This window comes from Pedobacter cryoconitis (genome assembly GCF_014200605.1).
Taxonomy (GTDB): domain Bacteria; phylum Bacteroidota; class Bacteroidia; order Sphingobacteriales; family Sphingobacteriaceae; genus Pedobacter; species Pedobacter cryoconitis_B.
Genome location: NZ_JACHCE010000009.1, coordinates 167,618 through 191,295, shown reverse-complemented (window position 1 = coordinate 191,295; position 23,678 = coordinate 167,618). Strand labels below are relative to the sequence as shown.

Genomic DNA, 23,678 nt, shown 5'->3' with positions numbered 1-23,678 from the left:
TTCATTATATGATCCTGATTATTGATGATGACATAGCGGTAAGGACATCCTTATCGCTGCTATTACATCGTATTAACCACGAAGTTAGCACAGCAGATAGTTCTGCTGAGGCTAAAAGAATGCTCCATGCTCATCATCCGGACCTGATTATCCTGGACCTGAATTTCTCTATTGATACTTCCGGTAAAGAAGGAATGAGCCTGCTCAGCTATATCAGAGAGGTAAACCCAACTGTTCCGGTAATTCTGATTACAGGCTGGGCGAGTATCGAACTGGCTGTTCAGGGCATGAAACTTGGCGCAAATGATTTTATCAATAAACCGTGGAACAATGAACATGTTTTACAGTCTGTTCAAACACTACTGGAACTAACGATTAAAAAGCCCGGACACCGCAGCCGCAAACAACTGAACAAACAATATAATTTCAAACAAATTATTGGTGAGGATGCAAATATGCTGTCAATCCTTGAAACCATCGGAAGGGTTGCTGCTACGGACGCTTCTATCCTGATTATGGGCGAAAGTGGTACCGGTAAAGAATTAATTGCCGAAGCTATCCATGAAAACAGTTTACGAAACAGTAAGCCCTTTGTCAAGGTCAATCTGGGTGGTATTTCTTCTTCCTTATTTGAAAGTGAAATGTTTGGTCATATCCGCGGTGCTTTTACAGATGCAAGATATGATCGTACCGGCCGTTTTGAAATGGCCAGTAAAGGAACTGTTTTTCTGGATGAAATCGGAGATCTGGAGGCTGGCAGTCAGGTCAAACTATTGCGTGTGCTGCAAGACAGAACCTACGAAGTTTTAGGAAGCAGCCGTACTAAGACTATTGATATCAGAGTAGTTTGTGCAACAAATAAGAATTTGAATGAAATGGTAAATTCAGGACACTTCAGAGAAGATTTACTCTACCGGATTAACCTGATCACTGTACATTTGCCAGCATTAAGAGAGCGTCCCGGCGATATTCCCTTATTGGTGAACTTCTTTATTAATAATCTGAAAGAGATTTATAACCGTCCTTTACTATCAGTGGCTCCTGCTGCAATGAAGTGGCTACAGCAATTACCACTTCCGGGTAATATCAGACAACTGAAAAACCTGGTTGAACGCTCTATCCTGGTGAGTACTAAAAATGAACTTGGCATTGAAGATTTCAGGTCACAGTTAGATCTGTCTTCTGCCAGAAAAGAGAATTTTCAACTGCCTGATGTAGGAACTGTAACGCTCGAACAAATGGAAGTTGAAATGGTCAAAAGAGCAATGAGTTTTCATAAAAATAAAATCACCAGTGCAGCTGCATCTTTAGGGATTACACGAAATTCACTATACCGCAGACTGGATAAATATCAAATTCCATTTAATGAGACTGAAGATTAAGTTTATCCTATTTGTTGTCATCTTACATCTGATCTGCCTGGTGCTGACTTATTTTATTTTCGAAAAAAATAAAATCGTCTTTATGCTTGCTGAGGTATTGATTATGATATCCATTTTTATTTCTCTGAATTTATACCGGCAGCTTGTACAGCCCCTTACTTATTTAAAAGAAGGAATCAACGCAATCAGGGACAAGGATTTTAATGTTAAATTCTTATCTACCGGCAAAAAGGAAACAGATGAGCTGATAGCCGTCTATAATCAAATGATGGATGAGTTAAGAAGCGAAAGGGTCAGACAGGAAGAACAGCATTTTTTCCTGGAAAAACTAATCCAGACCTCTCCTACCGGCATCATTATACTGGATTATGAGCATCAGATTAAACAGATTAATCCAAAAGCCGGTGCCGTGTTATCAGCAAATCCAGGTTTATTTATCAATGAGCTGCAGCTGTTACAGGCTGGTGAGTCAAAAATAATCAGAATCGGGGGTTTAAACACCTATAAGGTCCAGAAGTCCCATTTTATAGATAGAGGTTTTGCCCGGTTTTTCCTCTTAATAGAAGAAGTTACCGCCGAAATTTTTGATGCAGAAAAGAATGTATATGATAAAGTGATCCGGATGATGGCCCATGAAGTGAACAATACGATTGGACCTGTCAATTCAATTATGAATATGGCACTGGAGACCAAAGATTTATGGCAACTGGAAAATAAAGCTCCTTTAAAAAACGCCTTGCAGGTAGCCATAGAGCGGAATCAGAACCTGAATATTTTCATGCGGAATTTTGCAGATCTGGTTAAACTCTCAGCCGTGAATAAAAAGCAGATTGACCTGGTCCCTTTAGTTCATGCCGTGGCTTCATTTATGCAGGTTAAAGCAGCCGAAAAAGAGGTGACATTTGCCTATAATTTCCCTAAAGATCCTTTTTATATTTCAGCCGATGTGCAGCAAATAGAACAAGTACTGATTAACCTGATTAAGAATGCAATGGAGGCCATCGATAAAAACGGTCTTATCAAATTTACATTGGATAAAACTGAACAGAAAATGATCATATCTGACAATGGAGCAGGAATTTCTGCCGGGATGAATGAACAGCTTTTCAGTCCTTTTTTCAGTACCAAGAAAGATGGACAAGGCATTGGTCTGACTATGGTCAGAGAAATATTATTAAATCATGGCTTTGAATTTTCTTTAAAAACTGTACAGCCCGGTCAAACTGACTTCATGATTCTTTTCAGGAATAATAAGTTTTAACTTTGCCGGATGAAACAAAAAGCAGTTGATCCTAAAACAAGAATACTGGAAACAGCAACCAGGCTTTTCTATACTCAGGGATATCATGCTACAGGTATCAATCAGATCATTCAGGAAGCCGGGGTTGCACGTGCAAGCTTATATACACACTATCAATCCAAAGAAGAGCTGTGCATAGCTTTTCTGAACTTTCGCCATGTGTACTGGTTTAAATGTTTCAGGGAATTTATTGGCGCTGTAACTGATCCTGAACAGCAATTAATGACAGCATTTGATTTTCTGATCAGTATGAACGACAAAGAAGATTTCAGAGGCTGCGCTTTTATGAATATACTTTCTGAAATCAGCCCTGCCGACACAACGCTTTATACGATCATACAACACCACAAGCAGAATCTGCGTGATACCCTTGCCAGCATTCTGCCCCATCATACTCAGCTTCTAAAAGATCATATCTATCTGCTATTTGAATCCGCTATGCTGGAAAGCCATCTTTACAGGAATCAATGGCCTGTACTGCAAGCTAAAAAAATGTTAAAAACCCTTCTTTAACAGCTACTCCAAAAACAACAAAACACAACACAAACATTTAATTAACAAATGTTTACATAAAAATTAAAATAAAACAGACCGATCAGTCTGTTTTATCTCTTCCGGTACGTAAATTTGTGTGGTCTAACGTGGAATATTATTCATCAATATACCTGATCAAAGATGAATAACCCTTTTAAAATAGACAGAACTTTTTATATGGAAAAGAAATTCCCATTACCCCCATTTAACCTGGAAACCGCATTACAAAAAGTACAACAGGGTGAAGATGCCTGGAACAGCCAGGACCCTCAAAGAGTATCGCAGGTTTATACGCTGGATACAGAATGGCGTAATCGTGACCAATTTATAAACGGCCGCGAAGAGGTAGTTTTATTTCTCACTGAAAAGTGGAAAAAAGAACAAGGTTATAAATTAAAGAAAGAGTTGTGGGCATTTACTGACAACAGAATTGCAGTCAGGTTCGAGTATGAATTTCACGATGAATCCGGACAATGGTTCCGTGCTTACGGCAATGAAAACTGGGAGTTTAATGCAGATGGCCTGATGCAAAAACGATTCGCTTCTATCAACAATATATCAATTGATAGTAAGGACAGAAAATTCCTGTAAAATCTACCGGATTATACCCTGATCAGCAAGTGAAGAGGTACAGATGAGCCCTATTCAAGCTATCCTTTAAAAAGGCCTTAAAAGGCTATTGGAGCGCAATTAGAACGGGGTTGAAAGGACTGGAGGCCTTGCAAGGTCCTTCCAAAGTCCTTCCAACGTCCTTTCAAGGCCTTTCCAATGGGGGTTTCAACCCCTATTCTACTAGCTTTCATCAGGTCATCCGCATATTTTATAGTTCATTAAAAGATAATGGTAACCCGGTAAAAAAAAATCCGTTTTATCCGGGAATAAGATCCGGTACTGAGGTATTATCATATCTGAGTGCAGATGCCGTTATTATTTAATAAAACCTGTACATATCAATATAAATTATTATATTCATTACTGTTTACAATCAAAAATAGCGTAATCATATAAAACATAAGATTCAGATAAACATGAACCTGATAGGATTAAAATAATTATTAAGCACAAAAGCTAATCATATTCTGATCTCAAAGGCTCCAATTGACAAAACATAAATAAATGAATAGATGAAACCAATATTAACTATATCGGGGATCACATATCTGATCATTTTATTAACCACATCTATATCTTCTGCACAAGTGGTAGCTGATGCTAATGTATCGGCAAATATTGTCACACAAGTTAGTATTTCAAGGATAGTTGACATGACCTTTGGAGAGATCAAAGGAACAACTATAGCGGGTACAGTAGTTTTAACACCTGCCGAAACAAGAATAGCCACAGGTGGTGTACAACTTGTCCCTGGGAAAGCAGAAACTGCAACTTTTACAATAGACGGACAAGGCTCCTATACCTATTCAGTTACCCTTCCTTCTTACACAATGGCCACTGCAGCTGGCAATACCCATATTATTGTCGACAACTTCAAGAGCCTCCCTGCCGAAACCGGCAGTCTGTCTGATCCGCTCACACTTAATGTTGGCGCTACCTTAAATGTGGCACCAGACCAGCCTACAGGCCATTATACTTCGGCCACTCCCTTCGATGTGATCATTAATTATAACTAAATATAATATTCATTATTCATGCACTGAATAATGAACAAAATGAACGGGACGAAAAAAAACCCTATACTGATATAATTCGGTATATTCATTTACCATATACAGAAGAAAAACATATTCTTAAGACAACCTAAACTAAACCGTTATGAAAAACTTCCTATCTTCAATCGGAATTACTTTTGTCCTGGTATCCTTAGCCATCTCCTCCTCTTTTGCGCAGGCAACAGCTACGGCCAATGCATCTGCCACTATTGTAACCCCTATCAGTATTACAAAAACTGTAGATATGAATTTTGGTAACGTTGCAGTAAATGCCACTGCGGGAACAGTTGTATTAACGCCGGCTGGTACCAGAACTTCGACAGGTGGTGTGACGCTTCCAGCCACAGCAGGAACAGTGACCGCTGCTTCATTTACTGTAAACGGTCAGGGCGCCTATACCTATGCAATTACATTGCCTTCAACTGCACTGACTATATCAAGCGGAGCTAATAACATGACCGTAACAACTTTTACCAGTACACCGTCTGCAACGGGTACTTTAACGGCAGGCACACAAACTCTTAATGTAGGTGCAACTTTAAATGTCGGTGGCAGCCAGGTAGCAGGTACCTATACTTCTGCTACTCCTTTCAGTGTAACTGTTAACTATAATTAATCCAGCAATTTGATATACAGAATGAGCAAAAAACAATTACCAGTTCAGAATTTCATTGTTGTTTTTTCGTTGCTATTAACTTATGCCTGCTGGTCTCCGATTCTTGCAAATGCACAGGGGAATTTACTGATTATGCCAAGAAGGGTAGTTTTTGAAGGCCCCAAAAGGACTCAGGAACTGAATCTGGCCAATACAGGGAAAGATACAGCCAGATATGTGGTATCTGTAGTAGAGTACAGAATGAAGGAAGATGGTAATTTTGAGGCCATTACTGAACCTGATCCTGGTCAGAATTTTGCAGATAAAAACTTCCGCTTCTTTCCGCGTAATGTAGTCCTTGCCCCTAACGAAGCGCAGGTTATTAAACTACAATTAACCAATACCAGTCAGCTAACTCCGGGAGAATACAGATCTCATTTATATTTTAGGGCAGTGCCTAATGAAAAACCGCTTGGTGAGAAAGATACGGTGAAAAATAATACTTCAATCACCGTAAAATTAACTGCGGTTTTTGGGATAGCTATTCCGATTATCATTAGAAATGGAGAATCTACTACTGCAACCAGTTTATCTGACCTGTCCCTTCAAACTGAAGACGGTAATAAACCCCTGCTAAAAATGACGCTGAACCGAACTGGAAATATGTCAGTTTATGGTGATATTAAAGTAACGTATATTGACCCAAATGGCAAGACTACCCCTGTTGGTGTGGTCAATGGTGTTTCTGTTTATACCCCTAATGCCTTGCGCAGGTTCCAGCTTAACCTCGATGCTGTTCCGGCTATAAATTACCGTACTGGCAAACTGCATATTGTTTATGCTGCACAGGCAGATGCCAAACCGGAAAAATTCGCAGAAGCTGATCTGGTGCTTAAATAATCATAAGAGTGAGTAGCTAATTTACTCCCGAAAGTTGGATATAAAATACGATACGTATGAGAAAACTGTTTTTTTTAATTGTATTAATTTTTCTTTCCGGCAAGGTTTTTTCACAAACTGTAGTTGTCACTGATGATGCCACGTATACTACAGGAAATGCCTCTTCTGTTCTGGATGTAAAATCTGTACTAAAAGGTTTTTTAGCTCCCAGAATGACTCAGGCTCAACGCACAGCCATTACAACTCCGGCAGACGGGCTGCTTGTTTATCAGACTGACGGAACCAAAGGATTTTACTTTTATAACGGCACTGCCGCAGCCTGGACATTATTTGCATCCGGCAGCGGAACAGGATGGTCAACCACAGGTAACAGCGGTACCAGTGCAATCACTAATTTTCTGGGGACAACAGATAACGTCAATCTAAAACTCCGTACCAATAATATTCAGCGTGTTTTAGTCGATAGTATAGGAAGTGTTGGCATAGGTTTATCCCCAATATTTACAGCCAGCCCTGCAAGAGAAAGACTGCTTGTTGACGGGGGGGCTACGGCAGCTAATCCGACCACTTCATACAATATCATAGCGGGTAAGGGTTATATAGATAATTATTTGCAGCTGAATATTCAAAATATGTCCCCCACAGCAAATGCAAGTTCCGATTTAGTAGCCAGTAACGATGCCGCCACCCAAACCACTAATTTTGTGAACGTAGGGATCAATTCAAGCGGGAACACCGCTACAGGTATTATTGCTGGTGCAAGTAACGCTTATATATACAGTACTGGTAATGACTTTGCCATCGGAAACGGAACCGCCGCAAAAAACCTGTTGCTCTTTACCGGAGGCACAGCCGCTACCAATGAACGCATGCGTATCAATGGAACCGGGAACGTGGGTATAGGCAAAACGCCTTTGTATAAATTCGATGTCAAAGGCAGGGCAAGCTTTGACAGTACTGTTGTTGCCCCTAATTATTCTTCTACTTTACAGACCCTGTCTTCAGGAACAATTACCTGGGACCAGACCAAAGGGGCTACCGCAGCTGTAACCTTAACAGGCAACAGTACCTTAACTATCATCAATGCAACAGCCGGCATGTATGGCCTGATCAAAGTCAAACAGGATGCCACAGGCTCAAGGACACTGACTTTACCTGCCGGATCTAAAGTGATCAATGCTGGCGCAGGTGTGGTTACACTGACCACCACAGCAAATGCCGTAGATGTGCTCTCCTATTTTTATGATGGGACAAATTATTTCTGGACCATAGGATATAATTATAACTGACGCTCAAAGAATGAATTATGCTGAAGACTGTTTACCTCATACTCGCCCTTTCTTACTGGATGCCGGTTTTGGCTCAAAGTGAGCAGAAGCAGTTCTGGGCACTGAATGGGTCTCCGGCCGCATTGATATGGGACAATACGCTGAGCAATAATCAAATAGATAATGGCAGCGGGAACTGGGATAACAGTACCCGGAACTGGACTTTCAATAACGGGATCAGCAATTTATTATGGCGACCATCTGCTACAGCTATTTTTGGCGGAAGCCCCGGTGTTGCCGCAGCCGGTACAGTTACGGTTTCTGGTACTCAGATTGCCCAATCTTTATTGTTTAATCCGGTTGCCAGTGGAAATTTCACCCTTTCAGGAGGGACTATTACTAACAATTCGGGCAATATCATCGCCAACACAAGTGCCACTATTAATAGTGTTCTGGCAGGGACAAACGGCTTAACACTAACAGGCACAGGTACAGTAACTTTAGGTGGCACCAATACTTATACCGGCACTACAACTGTAAGTTCTGGTACTTTGTTATTAGCGAATGGAACCAGTACCCCCTATACACCAACACTAAGTACCCCGGTTGTCATTTCTCCGGGGGCAACCCTTTCCGCTAATATCGCTACGCTTGGTATTAATATATCGGGCAATATCTCTGGCGGGGGCACGCTTAACATCAGTGGTGCAGGTACCCAGACTTTAAGGCTTTTTGGAAACAACAGTGGTTTTACCGGTAATTTTTCAGAACCCTCGGTCTCCAGAGGCATAATGTGGTCAGATAATCAGGGTGCGGGTAATGCTGCAAATACCGGAAGTGCCGCCGCGAGCTGGGATCTGAGCGGGTTATTCGGGTTTATCGAAACTACGGCTGCCGCAACCCCTATAGTCCAGTTAGGTGCATTATCGGGCTCCAATTCTGCTACCTCCATAGGTGGTTTTAGCGGATCGGGTACCAAAACTTTTCAGATCGGGGCATTGAATACCAATACGACTTATGCAGGCTCTGTTCAGAACAATCCGCAAACAAGTGGTACCCCTGTAATTGCTTTAACCAAAGTAGGAACTGGTACATTGACATTGACCGGAACTGCCAATACCTATACAGGACTGACTACAGTTAATGCCGGGACGCTTGCTTTTCCCAATGCACTGCCTTCAAGCACGACCTGGAATATTGCGGTGAATGCGACCACTGCACCAACTTCTGCAAGTTCAGGGACAATGGTTATACCGGCCTCACTGACGCTTTTAGGCAGAACTATAAATATCATATTGACCGGTGCAAGCACTGGTTTTACCTGGAACGCAGTAACCTGGTCAGGCTTAATGATTGCTGCGCCTGCCCTGCAAATTAACGGAACAGCAGTAATCAGCGGGATAGCAAGCGGGGGAACAACCGTGACTGTAAATTTAGGAAGTGGTGTAACGGTCAAAAGATAAAGAACAGGAGAAGAACCATGAGAGCTAAGATCTATTTAACGGCCAGTATCCTATTTTTACTCCTTACCCCTTTTTCCATATCCGGACAAGGGATTATCATTTCATCAGGTGCCTATGTCATTGCAAACAATGGCAACTTAATGACCTATCAGAATTTCACAAATAACGGTTCTTTTACACAAAACGGAGGTGCAGTAACCTTTGCGGGCACCACGCAAACACTTAACGGCACAACCAATACGACATTTAACCAGCTGAATATAAATAGCGGAAGTACAACAACAGTAAACAGTAGTCAGCAGATTGGAGGCGTACTGCTAAGCAATGGTTCATTAAATGCCAATGGCAACCTTACTCTATTGTCAACAGCCACTCAAACTGCCCTGATAGACGGTAGCGGGATCGGGGTGGTGACAGGTAACTTAACTATGCAGCGTTATCTTGCAGCTGGTTTTGGCTATAAATACTTCAGTTCGCCATTTACCGCTGCCACAGTGAATGCTTTTGCAAGTACCGTAGATTTAAATGCAGCTTTTCCAAATTTCTATACTTATATAGAAAGCAAGGCGAGTTCCGGCTGGACAAATTATTCTACCACAACTAATCTACTTAATCCTTTGAAAGGATATGCCGCTGATTTTGGGGCATTGACTGCGCAAAAATTAGTGACTATAACCGGGGTGGTCAGCAACGGGACACTTTCTTCTACGCTGTTTAATACCAATCAGCCCTATACTTTAGGCTTTAACCTGGTGGGCAATCCCTATCCCTCTCCAATAGACTGGAATGCAAGTACCGGCTGGACAAAAACAAATATTGATAATGCGATCTATTTTTTTGATTCTGGCACCACCAGTCAATATACCGGTACTTATAGCAGTTATATCAACAATGTATCCAGCGATGGTATTGCTAACAATATTATTGCCTCTATGCAGGGTTTCTTTGTCCATGTCAGTAATGGGACTTTCCCGGTTACAGCAACGCTCGCACTCAGCAATCCGGTGAGGGTAAATAATTTATCACCCGTGTTTCATAAGACTTCTGCGATCAGTGATCCTTCTGCGCTGAAACCACGAACCTTATTAAGATTAAGTGCTGGTTATGCCGGCAGTCCGGATTCATCCGATCCTATTGTAGTTTATACGGAAGAAATTGCCACTACAGGATTTGATTCTAAGCTGGATGCGATTAAACTGATGAATACCAATGATCAGGTCCCTAATTTATATGGCATTGCCAGCGATGCCACTAAACTGGCTATTTATGCTTTACCCTCAATTGATACCAATACTGTGATTCCACTAGTCTTAAGCACTGATAAAAGTGGATTAATTGATTTTAATATGCGGAATATAGAGAATCTGCCTGCCGGATTACAGGTCTATTTAAGTGATGCAAAAACAGGCAGCAACCAGATTCTCACCGAAAACAGGACATTTAGTTTACAGCTGCCTTCTGGAGACTATGCAGGCCGTTTTTCTATGCGGTTTAAACCCCTTAAAACGGCTATTAATCCAAATTCCAGTAAAGATATTTTCAATGTATCAGGTTCTAATGGCAAACTCACAGTTTATATAGATCTGGAAACAGAACAAAACGGAGATCTGATACTCGTCAATTTATTAGGTCAGGTATTGTTCCGGCAAAAACTGAATGGGAATGGGACTTATGAAATTAATACCAGTGTAAACACTGGAATATATATAGTCAGCTTTGTTTCTTCGAGCAGTATTCACTCCAAAAAAATATTCCTAAACTAATGGATCAGCCTAACAAAATATCGTTTACAAGACAGCTCCTGATGACGGGTATGGTGTTATTGCTTTTTTGTAATCTCTATAGTTATGCTCAGGAAAAACCTCCGAGACCTATATTAATTTTTGTCAATCCCGCGCAGGGATTAAGTTTTGGGGCATTTACACAGGGGGGCTCCGGAGGTTCGGTCATTATTTTTCCAAACGGTTCCAGATCGGTTACCGGAAGTGTTATACAGGTCAATCTCGGATTTTCTTATTCACCTGCAATTTTCCAGGTAGATGCAGAACCAGGTACCCTTGTAACCATTAGCAATGGCCCGGATGTGACTTTAACCGGTAGTAATGGAGGTTCAATGACGATGCATATCGGTCCGTCCAGCCTGGGTTCTCCTTTTATTGCAACTGCTGTATCGCCAAGCCGTACACAGCTGACTATAGGCGGAACGCTAACAGTAGGTACCCCGCCTGCCAATCCACCGGGCAATTACAGCGGTACTTTTTCAGTCACTTTTATTCAACAGTAAATCATAATCTCATTCCTTAAATAACAATCTCATTCTTCGCCTGTGCTTCATACAAAACCTGAACTTTATTATTTTCTGATCGGCCTGAGAAGAATAACTGTTGCTGCATTCCTGCTACAGTTATTTTTGCCATTGCATAGCATGGCGCAATCACAGCCCGATTTTGAAGAGGTTCCGGTATACCTGAGCATCCCGCAGGTCGGCAATATAGAAATCCCCTCTCTGATCCGTGATCAAACTGTTTATCTGCCTGTGAGTGATCTTTTTGATTTTCTTAAAGTAGTAAATTCTCCTTCAGCAGGCCGGGATTCAATCAGCGGTTTTTTCATCAATCAGCCTGATACTTACCTGATTGATAAAACTAATAATCTAATCAGGTATAAGGATAAAGTTTATCCGGTTAAACCCGAAGACCTGATTAAAACAAATACCAGTTTATATCTGAATGCTGATTATATGGGTAAGATTTTCGGTCTGTATTGTATTTTTAGTTTTAGGAATCTATCGGTTATTGTCAGCACCTCGCTCGAATTACCTGTGATGCGTGAAATGCGACAGGCGGAAATGCGTAACAACCTGAGCCAGCTCAAAGGTGAAATCAAAGTTGATACGACTATTAAAAGAACATATCCCTTATTTCATTTTGGCACGGCCGATTGGTCTGTGATTAATACACAGGAAAAACAGGCCACTTCGGATACCAGGGTTGTTCTTGGACTGGGCGGTGTTATTTTAGGTGGAGAAACCAATGTCTCTATCAATTACCATAGTACGCAGCCACTGCAGGAGCGTGATCAGTACTATTTATGGCGACTGGCAAATAATGACAGCCACTTATTCAAACAGGTGATGGCTGGTAAAATTTTCGGACAGTCAACAGCTTCTATTTTTGCGCCGATTGTCGGTGCACAGGTAACCAATGCGCCAACTACCTACAGGCGTTCGTTTGGCACTTATACTTTAAGCAATACCACACAGCCAAACTGGATAGTTGAGCTCTATGTGAACAATACGTTAGTCAGTTATGTCCGGGCTGATGCGTCTGGTTATTATACTTTTGAAGTCCCGCTGGTTTATGGAAGTTCGCTTGTGAAATTAAAGTTTTATGGTCCTTTGGGCGAAGAACGGACCAGCGAACAGAATATCAGCATTCCTTTTAACTTCTTACCTAAAAACGAATTTGAATATACAGCCAGTGCAGGTATTGTTGAGGATGGTATCCAATCTAAATATTCCCGTTTCAGCGCTAATTACGGGCTGACCAAAACGGTAACCATCGGCGGTGGAACGGAATATCTTTCTTCGGTTACTTCTGGTCCAACTATGCCTTTTATCAATTCATCCGCCAGATTATTCAATAATCTTTTGCTTTCAGGAGAATATACATACGGGGTACGCACTAAAGGGATATTGAGTTATAGATTACCATCAGGAATACAATTAGAGCTCAATGATACCTGGTACAAGCGAGGACAAACAGCTATCAATAATACTTATCTGGAAGAAAGGAAAGCAATTGTGTCGGCTCCGTTCAGGGGAAAGAATTTCTCTGCCTATACGCGGATTACGGTCGATCAGATTACCCTGCCTACTACCAGGTATACGACTACAGAATGGCTTGTTTCAGGTGTGATCTGGAACCTGAATGCCAATATCAATAACTACGCGCTTTTTACAGAGCAGGCTTCGCCTTATATCTATACCAATCTTTCTGTAACGGCCATGATTTTAAAAAATCTGCGTTATACACAGCAGGTTCAATATGAATATGGTTCAGGCAGATTTATTGGTCACAAGGAAGAAGTGGAACGCAGGTTATTTAAGAATGGTTTTTTAAACCTTTCTTACGAAAGAAATATCGCCAGTAATATTGAAAACATAGAGTTCGGAATCCGCTATGATTTTTCAATGGCACAAACCGGGGCATCTGTACGTAAGACCAATAATTCTTATAGGTTTCTACAATATGCAAGCGGCAGTCTGATTTATGACCAGCCTACTAAATATCTTGGCTTAACGAATCATACCAGTGTAGGAAAAGGCGGGATCACTGTTGTTCCTTATCTGGACCTGAATTACAATGGACAGAGAGATCCGGGTGAGCCGGCAGCCGAAGGACTCAGACTACGCAGTTATGGCGGCCGTATTGAGCAGAATAAGCGGGATACGACGATCCGGATAATGGATCTGGAACCTTACGTGAATTATATCCTGGAACTTGACCCTACTAGTTTTGAGAATATATCGTGGCAATTGAAGAAACATAATTTCAGCATAGCGATTGATCCGAACAAGATCAAAATTGTAGAGGTTCCTGTTACTGTAGTTGCCGAAGCTTCCGGAAAAGTAAGTATCAAAAGTAATGGTGAGGTTAAAGGCCAGGGCCGTATTATAGTTAATTTCTATCGGAAAAATGAGGATAAATCCATTGCCCGTACGGTGACCGAAGGTGATGGTTATTTTAGTTATATGGGTTTGATCCCGGGTGATTATACGATCCGGATAGATACTGCACAATTATTGAAGTTAAATTTGAAATCTATTCCTGAGGTTTTAGATTTCAATGTTAAAAAGAGCAGGGATGGCGCTGTGGTTGATGGGTTGGATTTTATATTGACTGATGGCCAGGTAAAGGATGCGGGGACAAAAGAGAAATCAGCGGACTCTTTGAGTAGAGAAAAGGTTTTGGATAAAATTGGTGTTCAGGGGGAATTTCAAAAAGGTAAGAATGAGAACCAGAGTGGAAGGTCCGGTAAACAAGTAGAAAAACCTGAGAAAAAAGTGACCCAATCAGAATTTGATATTACTTTACAGGTGGCCCATCTTTCTTACCATAAAGCGAAGGCTGCCCAGAATTATTTAGTATCTGAATTTAATTTCACTGTGGTGATCAAACCCGCAGGCCATTCAAATTATAACGTGATTATAACCGGAGTGGACGATATAGAAACTGCAAAAAATATAGTCCGTAAAATAAAACACAGGGGATTTCCTGATGCATTTATTTTTGCCAGAAGAAGACCACCATTAGCAGAGCCACAAAAAACTGATTAAAAGCCTTTTATATATCAAAAACAATTTCGTAACTTAATACTACCCATTTTTTTTATTCTTTCGTTATCTCCGTACGACACAATTTATTGTATTTAAAATAACCAATCATGAAAAATCTATTAACCTCCGCTGGTATTACTTTTGGTTTATTATGCCTGATTATACCGTCATCTTTTGCTCAGGCTACCGCCACAGCCAATGCATCTGCAACTATTATTACACCTATCAGTATCACAAATACAGTGGATATGAACTTTGGTAATGTAGCAGTAAATGCGTCTGCCGGAACAGTTGTATTAACTCCTGCAGGTACCAGAACTTCTACAGGCGGTGTTACGCTCCCTGCTACAGCAGGTACAGTGACTGCTGCTTCATTTACGGTAAATGGACAGGGTGCTTATACTTATGCGATTACATTGCCATCAACAGCGCTTACCATTGCAAGTGGCGCAAATAACATGACAGTGAGCGCTTTTACCAGTACGCCCTCTGCAACCGGGACATTAACTGCGGGTACACAAACGCTGAATGTTGGGGCAACGCTGAATGTTGGCGGCAGCCAGGTCGCAGGGACTTATACTTCGGCTACTCCTTTTAGTGTGACTGTTAATTATAATTAATAAGGTATTCAGGATATTTTAAAATCAAAAAGGGGTTATCGGTTTAAAAAACCGATAACCCCTTTTTCGTTCTGCAGGGATTAAAATCCCTACTCTTTTACAGGTTAAACAAGTTTTACCTATTTACATTTATAAACCCATTTATCAAGATTTCTGTTTTTAAGGATAGCCGAATACTTCAGACTCTGCGCAGCAGGACATACACTATTTGTAAATGTACTCTGCGATGTTGAATCTGTATATTCAACTGCAAATACAGGTTTATTCTGCGTGATATAAGGTTTCACATCATTCTGCCAGCCTTGCTGAAATGCATCTTCAGTTAATACCCAGTCAAATTTCTTACTGTATTCTGCTGACAGCTCCGGCACATTTTTCTGACCAATTCCCAACCCTTTATCGTGAGCAAGTTTAATCAGCAGATCACAAAATAGTTTAGTGTCATTGATACTAATATCAAAACCAGTTTCAGCATTAAAACCATCCAGATTATCCGGTTCTATAGCATCAAAACCTTTATTCACAATCCTGCTGATCCGCGAATTAAGCCAGGGTTTCAGTTTTTCCAGTTGTCTGATATCAAGCCAGCGTTCCTTTGGCCACTCCGGATATACTTTACCAATAACTTCCTTCGGGAGCAGGTTCGCATCCGGTCTGTCATTTTCAATTGTTCCTGCAGAAACATAAGCAATCACTTTTTTCCCCTGCGCATGTAATGCCGCTACCTGCTCTGCTGTAGTGGTAAATGCATCGACATCTACAACTTCTGCGGTAAAAGTATCGCCGCTTTTCAGATCATCCAGATCCCAGTCAAAAGTTACACCGGGTTTAGGTTGCCACCAGGATACTTTACTTGCATCAGGCTCAGCATTGTTGGGAACATTGTCACCGTTATTTCTGCTTTCTTTTTGACAAGCTGCCAAGGCAAACAGCATCATCGATACTAAAATTGTGTTTTTCATAACTTGTTTTTTAAGGTTAGATTTTTAGAACCGGATTAAAAGCCACTATTATCCAGTGCAAATGTATTTTTAGCGTCTTTCCACCTGCCCCTGGTAAAATCGGGGAATTGCTGTGGCATATTACCTTCCTGGAGGGACTTTTCTGAAAGCGGTGTAATCACACTCATGGTTAAGGAATCATAGATATCTATTGGGGTCTGTTTCCTTTGTTTCACGGATTCTACAAAAGCATTAAATACAAACCAGTCCATACCACCATGCCCTGCCCCATCTGCCTGATGTTCATATTTTTTCCATAAGGGATGATCATATTTGTCGAGCCAGACTTTCGCCTTATCCCATTCATCATAGGTTTTAGATTTACCTTCGATATAGATTGAATCTGCAACATCCATCCATAGCCCCTGCGTTCCCTGCACCCTGAATCCCAGCGAATAAGGTCTGGGTAAATGGGTATCATGACTTAAGGTTACTGTTTCTCCATTTGCACAGTTCAGCATGGTGGTCACCAGGTCACCATTTTTAAAGTTTACCCCAAGATTTTTATTTCCGGGGGCAACTTTCTCAATATACTGATGCAATCCCCTGGATTTCGAAGCAAAGGAAACCAGGTTTGTAAACTGATTACCTCTGTTGATATTGATATAATTCATAATCGGGCCTGCACCATGCGTTGGATAAATATCCCCGTTCCGATCTGCATTCCACTGGGTACGCCACTGCGCTTCACCAACTGTATTAGGGCCAAATTCGCCGCCCTTTCCTTCAAAAGATCTTCCATCATTAAACAGCACACCTCTGAGGTCATGCTGGTAACCTCCTTCTAAATGTACCAGCTCTCCGAAAACATTATTCCGGACCATATTCAATACCGCAAGTACATCACGGCGGTAACACACATTTTCGAGGGTCATATAAGGAACTTTGGTTTCTTCGTAAACCTTTAGGATATCCCAGTGATCTGCTACTGTAATCCCTGCAATGACCTCGCAGCCTACATATTTCCCTGCCCTCATAGCATCAATTGCCTGCTCTTTATGAAATTCCCAGGGTGTGGCAATGATTACCGCGTCCAGGTCTTTTCGTTCCAGCAGTTTTTTATAAGCATCAAGCCCTCCGGTATATTCGGCCGGAAGTTTTTTACCCGCTTTAACAAACTGCGCACGGCAATATTTTAAGGAACTTTCCTGAGTATCGCAAATTGCTGTTATTTCAACGTCCGAACGCAGCAGGCCCTCACTGATATGGTTCCGGCCTCTTAAACCTACGCCTATATAACCCAGTCTGATTTTGTCTTTGGCATTTGCAAATAATAAGCCCGACGGCATTAAAGTAAGCCCCGCCAATCCGACTAACCCATTGGCACAAAAATGTCTTCTATCCATGATTTCAACTCTTAATTAACTGATGTTTTTCTGCCTCTTTATATATTGTTTTTTCCATTTCCTGTGCATGGCTGAGCAGCTCCTTCAGCAATTGAAGCTGTGCCCTGGTGCGCTGAAGATTATGCCGGGCAGATTCGATTTTATAATAAGTATCCCCGTTCAGGTAATCCGTCAGGAATCTTACAGCCTGCATATAAGGCAATAAAAGAACACCTTTGATCAGAGACCTCAATTCCCACTCATCCAGAAATTGTCCGGCCTCTTCCATATATCCTTTGGTATAGGCATTAAATAATGGGAGGTTTAATCTGATATCCGACAATTCTTTTTCATCCTCAGCTCCTGTATTGATGATGGTACGGATAGCATCTCCAAAATCATAAGCGATGTAATCGGCCATAACCGTATCCAGATCAATTATGCACTGCGCTTTCCCTTTTAAATTCAACAATACATTATTAAACTTGGTATCGTTATGGGTCACGCGTATAGGCAAAGTAAGGCGCTGTTCATCCTCCTGAAAAAACAACATCGCCTGAATATTATCCTGTATGGTTTTTATTTCTGGCCAGGCCTCCTGCACACGGTGATAAGAATCTGTATGTATCGCCTGTGCCAATTGTCCCAGCCTCTTTTCGATATCATGAAAATCAGGGATTACCTCATACATGAGATCAGGAGAAAGGTCACAAAGCATGGCCTGGAACTTTCCAAAAGCTTTTCCACCTTCATAAGCCTGTTTCTCTGTTTCAACCACATCATAAGTTTTGGTATGTTTTAAGAAATGACACATCCGCCAGTATTCACCATGACTATCCTGATAAAAATAAGGTCCGGATTTAGTGGCAACCATAGTCATGACCTCTTTTTCAGGATCACCTTTACCTGACATCACCATCTTCTTTTTAAGATGGGCAATAACCCTGCATATGTTTTCTGTCATCCGCGGAATATCTTTAAACACATGCTGGTTAATTTTTTGAAGCAGATAATCATGTTCGTCACCGGCCAGGTTTTTTAGCCGGTAGGTATCATTAATATGTCCCGTTCCATAAGGTTTAAGAGAAGAAATATCAACATGACATTTAAACTGGGACGTGATTTCAAATAAGTTCTTTATTCTTTTCAAAATACATTTTTAAGATTAACGGATGATTTTAATAGGCTGATTCGTCCGCTCCAATATCTACACGGCCATTTCTAACCCTTGCTTCTTTATCTATGTCAAATTCACCAGGTTGTGCCACAAATGAAGGCAGCCCGGCATTTACACATAAAGAAGTATTGCTTAAATGAAGGTTTGGACTGGGTAAAGTGGCAGAAACAAAAGCAGGTGCCGTATATATTGAATTGGTGTCTAAACCAGTTCCAGCCTTAAAAGCGGCAAACGAACCATAGGTAGTCCCATTAAGTCCTGCCCAGTCAAAAGTAACCGTGGCCGCGGAACCAGAAGCAGAGAAATAGTTGTTATAGTCAAATACCAGGTTGGTTGAACTAAAAGTAGAAGAAGCTACAATCACGATATTACTTGCAGACTGAATTATATTGTTTTTAACGGTCAGATGATCGGTATTTTGAAGATGGATTTCTCCTCCCCACCCGGTTTTTGAGTAGTTTTTGAATAAGGTATTGTTGGTAATGGTCGAATTAATGACTTTACTGGTTGAGGCATTCGCCCCCATGATAATGCCCGCTTCAACGTTGTTATAGATAAAATTGCTCCTGATATTAATCCCGTCTGTACTGCTGTTACTATTTTCACAGCCCACACTGATCCCTGTTGAATTTTCATAGCTGGTGTTTCCTTCTATGTTGATCCATTTTGCACCATCAACATAAATACCCGCAGAGGTAGCCACCGGCGAAACACAGTGATAAACTTTATTGTATTTAACATTGCCATTGCGTGCAAAGTTTACATTTGCAGGGGCCCCTGTCCAGGCATAATTACCGGTCATGTCTATCCCGATATTGGTGATGTCATGTACCGTATTATTTTCAATCAGGAAGTTTTCTACATTACCAGCTATAGTGAGCCCTTCGCTGTATCCTGTATTACAGTTATAAATTTCATTGCTTCCAATATAGATCTGGTTATAGGAATTTGCCGTTGAACCGATGATCACGAATGGATTCGCATTGTCTTTTGGTTCAGGCCTGCTACCTGCATTGGTGGTCCATCCGATATTATATATTTTACAATCTGTAAATTGTACATCCGTACCTGAGCCTGACATATAGATGCCGGAAGCGAAACTCCGGATATTGTTGGCAATACGGACAGACTGAATTCGGATATGGCTTTTACTGGCAATAGCAATCATGGCATTTTGTGCGTCATTGGTTGCATTTGTACCGTCTATGATCACCACACCACTGTTGTAATTAGTCAGGGTAATAGGTTCAGCAGCCGAAGCACCTGAATTGGGCCAGACAAGCCGCTCATTATAGGTTCCGCCAGCTACAAAAATTGTACTGCCCGCACCATTTGTCGTTTTATTTAAGGCAGCCTGAATAGTTTTTAAGGCCGCAGCGGCCGATGTACCTGAATTGGTATCGTTTCCACTGCTACCATTGACATAATAACTGGTTAAAGCAAGCAGCATGGCCTTATCTTTTGACGTTGCTGATTGACCAGGCTCTCCATTATTTACTTTGGAACAGCCAAAAAGAAGTCCTGCAAGGAGGACAAAAATGATTACTTGTTTCATATCGGTATATAGGTTAGAGTTTAAAAAATATTTTGTTTTTATACAGCCAGTAACAAAGCGCACATTCTGCAAACCAGACGGCTAATGCAGATAGTAGTCCCGTAAAATTGACAGGCAGATTGAAAAGTAAGTGCAGCAGGTCTCCGGTGAAAATTCCGACTACACCATTTAGCCATTCATGCCCTACAGTTTCGAAAAAGACATAAATAAAAATGGCATTCATCCCTACGACGGTGAAAATCCAGGCATATTTTATGTTTTGTCTGATATCTACCAGCCAGTAGATCACGGCCAGCATCAGCAATACCCAGCCTCCTGAGGCAAAAACAAAGGAACTTGTACTGATTCTTTTAATAATTGGCGTAATGCCGGTTATATCTAATCCAAACCCGATTAAAAGACCAGCAAAACCGGCAAAAACCAGTATTTTGATTTTCTGAGCTGTACTTTGTTTTGAGATCAGCAACCTGCCGGCTAATACTCCCCAAATGGTATGCGCTGCGGTAGGTATGGCATTGATTGCCACCCAGCCATCTTTGTTGATTTTACCCATGAGCAGAGTATCTGCATAGGCACCAAAATTATGGTATGCTGTAAAAGGGCTATCAAAACCTGAGACATGTATGCAGCGGTATAAGATTTCGGTTAGTATTAGCAATGCGATAGAAAACAGGAGCTGAAATACCGGGCTTTTGTTAATGATGAGATAGGCCGCAATACTGGTAAAAGCCAGTTGGGTCAATACGTTCCAGAGTTCAAAAACAGGTTTTCCCGCGTAAACACAGTGCAGACCTATACCAAAAAGGAACAGCTTCAAACTCCTGATTAAAATGTGTTTAAAATTGCTGCTCCAGGTAATTCCTTTTTCTAACTTTCGGCTATAAGAAATATACAATGCGGCACCCGCCATGAACATAAATGCCGGCTGCACAAGGTCCCAGAAACGAAGCCCATGCCATGGGTGATGAAAAAGCTGGTTGATGATAAATGAATCGGTATCAAATTTCTTTAAGGACTCAAAAACCAGGCAGCTTTCTGCACAAAGCAGGATCATGATCATTCCCCGCATCACGTCTAAAGACATAAGTCTCCCCGCTACAGCGCTATTATCTGTAATTTTCATTAGTATACATGATTTAAATGATAATTATTAAACTTACTCTGACATATCCAGAAGAAAACCGGGTTGCCCTTCATCGGGTGCATAACCCAGTGATGCAGACCAGTCACTTTTGGTTGCAATAATGCCTAATCTGGCCCCTGTCCCGGTAAGCCCTTTTAACTTACCACGGGCCAGCTGCATTTCAAACTTCAAAAGCCCGGCTTCTTCTACAACTGTTCCGATCTGATAAGCTTCTGTGATAGACTGCTGCTGGAAGGAAAAACTGGTTTGGGAACCATTATGATAAAACACGTCCATGTTTGCAGTGAGCATTGGCCCTTCCATCAGAATGTCATAACCACCGCCAGAGAAACCGCCGAGAAAACCTGTAGCACTGCTGTTATCTGCGTCTATATAAAAATCAAAGATGTCACCATTGGTCTTTTTAGAAGCCATCTCTACATAGATGTAGATATAATTTCCGTCATAATCGTATTTGACCTTCCTGAAAATCCCCCCTTTAATACCAGAAGTAATCACGTTTGTAGTCACCGTGTTCCAGTCATCCAGGGTATTGTCATTTAGTTTAACGGGACTGCCTTTTGCAATCCTGATCACTGTCGAAGCCTCAGCAGACTGCCCGTTAACCGTTGCATAAAGGGTAGGTACATACTTGCCTTTTCCGGGATAGATATGTACCGGGTTCGCGTCAGTTGAAGTTTGCCCGTCTCCAAAATCCCATCTGTAACTGGATATTCCGGCTGTAACCGGTGTAAATTTCACCTGGTTCCCATTTACATCAATGGTATAGGATAAATCTGTTAATTTTTCACTTTTATCTTTTTTACATGCACTGCATACTGCCCCAATCAGGAACAGTATAAAGCTTAAAGTCTTTATATTTTTCATCTATTATTTTTTTCAGATGGAACCTTTGATTTTTATGGATTCTGGATAGCGTTTGGATTACTCAGGATCTCATCTACCGGAATAAAATAAATGATTCTTGGATTTGTATAATCTGTCACCAGGTTTGGATAACCGGAAGGGGTCCTGGAGAGATCAATATCTGTTTCCTTTAATCCTTGTATATGATAACCCCAATAGGTTTTATCCATTTTCTTTTTGTTCCTGTACACATCATATGAACGGTATCCTTCAAAAGCCATCTCTATTCTTTTTTCATCCAGTACGACATCCAGTATGGTTGAACCGGAAGGAAGGATTTGATTATAAAGCGACCCTTCCAGACCACGGTTAGCACGGATCTGATCCACATCATTCAGTGCCCCGATGGTATTACCGGTTTTGGCTTCGGCCTCTGCCCTGTTTAAATACATTTCACTTAATCTGAAAAGTATAGGTGAACTGAGATTGGGCGAACCGTCCTGAAAAGAGAATTTGCTGATATAATAGACTTCTATCCCATTCTTTTTCTGCACAGCTCCCGATTCATCTTTGAGTGGCTTGATATAGGACCACCTGATATCTTCAGGATGTTTGGACATCAGGCTTCGCAGGGATGAAGAGACATATTCTTCTCCCCAGCCAGAATTACCATCAGAAAAAACCATTGAAGCTATAGATCCAAACTTACCATAATCGTCTACAGCAGTGAATGCAATACACAGGATAGTTTCGTTACTGGTTTTTGCATTGGCAAACAAAGCAGGGTAACTCGCTTTGGTTTCCAGCTTAAACCGATTCGAAGCAATCACTTTGCTGGAATAATCAATGGCTTTTGGATAATCTTCTTTATAAAGGTTAACTCTGGATAAAAGTGCCCATGCTGCTTCTCTTGAAGCATACTGATTCCCTCTGGAAAGACTCATCAGTGAAGCACTTTGCTCTGCATCGGCAATAACCGAATTATAAACTTCTGTAACTGAAGACCTTGCTTTCTTTGCTTCATCTGTTACCGATGTCCGAAGGATAATGCCAGCAGAATTAGGGTCAACCGAATAAGGTTTTGCAAATAAACGTGCCAGGTTAAAATGGCAATACGCCCTCAAAAAATAACATTCCCCAAGTAATTGCTGTGTTTTCACATCTTTTTTACCAGATTTCTCTACCGCATCAATAATGGTATTTACACCTGTGATGATCTTATAGGATACATACCAGAAATAACGGGTATTGCTTTGTCCTGGTGAGTGTAAAAGATTGAAACTATAAAATAAGGGGTCTTCAGTAATTTGTCCGCAAACAATATCATCACTTGCAAAATCAGACAGCTGGTAAAACTGCCGCAGATACATATTGTTCTGATCGACAATACCGTTAAAAGTAATATGGTCTTTGAATAAGGCATATGCTCCATTCAATGCATTGGTTAAGCCCTCTTCTGTGGTAACCAGATCTGTTGTATTAATTGCATCGCTTGGTGAAATCTCCTGGTTTTTACAACTGCTCACTGCAATTAAAAATAGAATAAATAGAATTTTCTTCATC

General features: G+C 41.1%; 20 protein-coding genes. 13 read left to right on the top strand and 7 right to left on the bottom strand.

What is annotated here, in order from left to right; all coding sequences use genetic code 11:
• Window positions 1-8 precede the first annotated feature (8 nt).
• From HDE68_RS22370 to HDE68_RS22310, 13 genes are all read left to right on the top strand, one after another.
• Window positions 9-1,382, top strand: coding sequence for a sigma-54-dependent transcriptional regulator (locus HDE68_RS22370; RefSeq protein WP_183884457.1), 1,374 nt, complete (start codon window positions 9-11; stop codon window positions 1,380-1,382).
• Window positions 1,366-2,643 carry a sensor histidine kinase gene (locus HDE68_RS22365; RefSeq protein WP_183884456.1) on the top strand — a complete coding sequence of 426 codons (1,278 nt, stop codon included), beginning with the start codon at window positions 1,366-1,368 and terminating at the stop codon, window positions 2,641-2,643. The genes HDE68_RS22370 and HDE68_RS22365 overlap by 17 nt, the downstream gene beginning before the upstream one ends.
• Before the next feature lie 9 nt (window positions 2,644-2,652).
• Window positions 2,653-3,195, top strand: a complete 543-nt coding sequence (locus HDE68_RS22360) for a TetR/AcrR family transcriptional regulator (protein ID WP_183884455.1) — start codon at window positions 2,653-2,655, stop codon at window positions 3,193-3,195.
• A gap of 162 nt (window positions 3,196-3,357) precedes the next feature.
• Window positions 3,358-3,807, top strand: coding sequence for a nuclear transport factor 2 family protein (locus HDE68_RS22355; protein WP_260171839.1), 450 nt, complete (start codon window positions 3,358-3,360; stop codon window positions 3,805-3,807).
• 533 nt (window positions 3,808-4,340) lie between these two features.
• The gene (locus HDE68_RS22350) at window positions 4,341-4,844 is read left to right on the top strand and encodes a DUF4402 domain-containing protein (protein ID WP_183884454.1); all 504 of its coding nucleotides are present in this window, start codon (window positions 4,341-4,343) and stop codon (window positions 4,842-4,844) included.
• Window positions 4,845-4,986: 142 nt separating this feature from the next.
• Window positions 4,987-5,499, top strand: coding sequence for a DUF4402 domain-containing protein (locus tag HDE68_RS22345; RefSeq protein ID WP_183884453.1), 513 nt, complete (start codon window positions 4,987-4,989; stop codon window positions 5,497-5,499).
• Between the two features lie 21 nt (window positions 5,500-5,520).
• Entirely contained in the window at window positions 5,521-6,378 is an 858-nt protein-coding gene (locus HDE68_RS22340; RefSeq protein ID WP_183884452.1) for a molecular chaperone, read from the top strand.
• A gap of 56 nt (window positions 6,379-6,434) precedes the next feature.
• Window positions 6,435-7,667 carry a hypothetical protein gene (locus HDE68_RS22335; RefSeq protein ID WP_183884451.1) on the top strand — a complete coding sequence of 411 codons (1,233 nt, stop codon included), beginning with the start codon at window positions 6,435-6,437 and terminating at the stop codon, window positions 7,665-7,667.
• Window positions 7,668-7,684: 17 nt separating this feature from the next.
• A complete protein-coding gene (locus HDE68_RS22330; protein ID WP_183884450.1) occupies window positions 7,685-9,109 on the top strand; it encodes an autotransporter-associated beta strand repeat-containing protein in 1,425 nt (474 codons plus the stop codon).
• Window positions 9,110-9,126: 17 nt separating this feature from the next.
• A complete protein-coding gene (locus HDE68_RS22325) occupies window positions 9,127-10,872 on the top strand; it encodes a T9SS type A sorting domain-containing protein (RefSeq protein ID WP_183884449.1) in 1,746 nt (581 codons plus the stop codon).
• Complete coding sequence (locus tag HDE68_RS22320) at window positions 10,872-11,393, top strand: DUF4402 domain-containing protein (RefSeq protein ID WP_183884448.1); 522 nt, start codon at window positions 10,872-10,874, stop codon at window positions 11,391-11,393. Before HDE68_RS22325 ends, HDE68_RS22320 begins: the two co-directional genes overlap by 1 nt.
• A gap of 42 nt (window positions 11,394-11,435) precedes the next feature.
• Window positions 11,436-14,447 (top strand): hypothetical protein, encoded by a 3,012-nt coding sequence (locus HDE68_RS22315; protein ID WP_183884447.1) that lies wholly within the window; start codon window positions 11,436-11,438, stop codon window positions 14,445-14,447.
• Between the two features lie 107 nt (window positions 14,448-14,554).
• On the top strand, window positions 14,555-15,067 hold the full coding sequence (locus HDE68_RS22310) for a DUF4402 domain-containing protein (protein WP_183884446.1): 513 nt from the start codon (window positions 14,555-14,557) through the stop codon (window positions 15,065-15,067).
• Window positions 15,068-15,186: 119 nt separating this feature from the next.
• Here the strand turns inward: HDE68_RS22310 and HDE68_RS22305 are convergent, their stop codons facing one another.
• Genes HDE68_RS22305 through HDE68_RS22275 form a run of 7 tightly spaced genes read right to left on the bottom strand, consistent with a single transcriptional unit; the run spans window position 15,187 to window position 23,677 of the window.
• A complete protein-coding gene (locus HDE68_RS22305; RefSeq protein ID WP_183884445.1) occupies window positions 15,187-16,029 on the bottom strand; it encodes an endo alpha-1,4 polygalactosaminidase in 843 nt (280 codons plus the stop codon).
• Between the two features lie 35 nt (window positions 16,030-16,064).
• A complete protein-coding gene (locus HDE68_RS22300) occupies window positions 16,065-17,414 on the bottom strand; it encodes a Gfo/Idh/MocA family protein (protein ID WP_183884444.1) in 1,350 nt (449 codons plus the stop codon).
• A 4-nt stretch (window positions 17,415-17,418) separates the two neighbouring features.
• Window positions 17,419-18,543, bottom strand: a complete 1,125-nt coding sequence (locus HDE68_RS22295) for a phosphotransferase enzyme family protein (protein WP_183884443.1) — start codon at window positions 18,541-18,543, stop codon at window positions 17,419-17,421.
• Between the two features lie 28 nt (window positions 18,544-18,571).
• Window positions 18,572-20,125 carry a right-handed parallel beta-helix repeat-containing protein gene (locus HDE68_RS22290; protein ID WP_183884442.1) on the bottom strand — a complete coding sequence of 518 codons (1,554 nt, stop codon included), beginning with the start codon at window positions 20,123-20,125 and terminating at the stop codon, window positions 18,572-18,574.
• Window positions 20,126-20,138: 13 nt separating this feature from the next.
• Complete coding sequence (locus tag HDE68_RS22285) at window positions 20,139-21,248, bottom strand: acyltransferase family protein (RefSeq protein ID WP_260171838.1); 1,110 nt, start codon at window positions 21,246-21,248, stop codon at window positions 20,139-20,141.
• A 33-nt stretch (window positions 21,249-21,281) separates the two neighbouring features.
• Window positions 21,282-22,136: a PKD domain-containing protein gene (locus HDE68_RS22280; protein WP_183884441.1), complete on the bottom strand. Its 855-nt coding sequence runs from the start codon at window positions 22,134-22,136 to the stop codon at window positions 21,282-21,284.
• Window positions 22,137-22,168: 32 nt separating this feature from the next.
• Window positions 22,169-23,677 (bottom strand): RagB/SusD family nutrient uptake outer membrane protein, encoded by a 1,509-nt coding sequence (locus HDE68_RS22275; RefSeq protein WP_183884440.1) that lies wholly within the window; start codon window positions 23,675-23,677, stop codon window positions 22,169-22,171.
• Between the last annotated feature and the right edge of the window lies 1 nt (window position 23,678).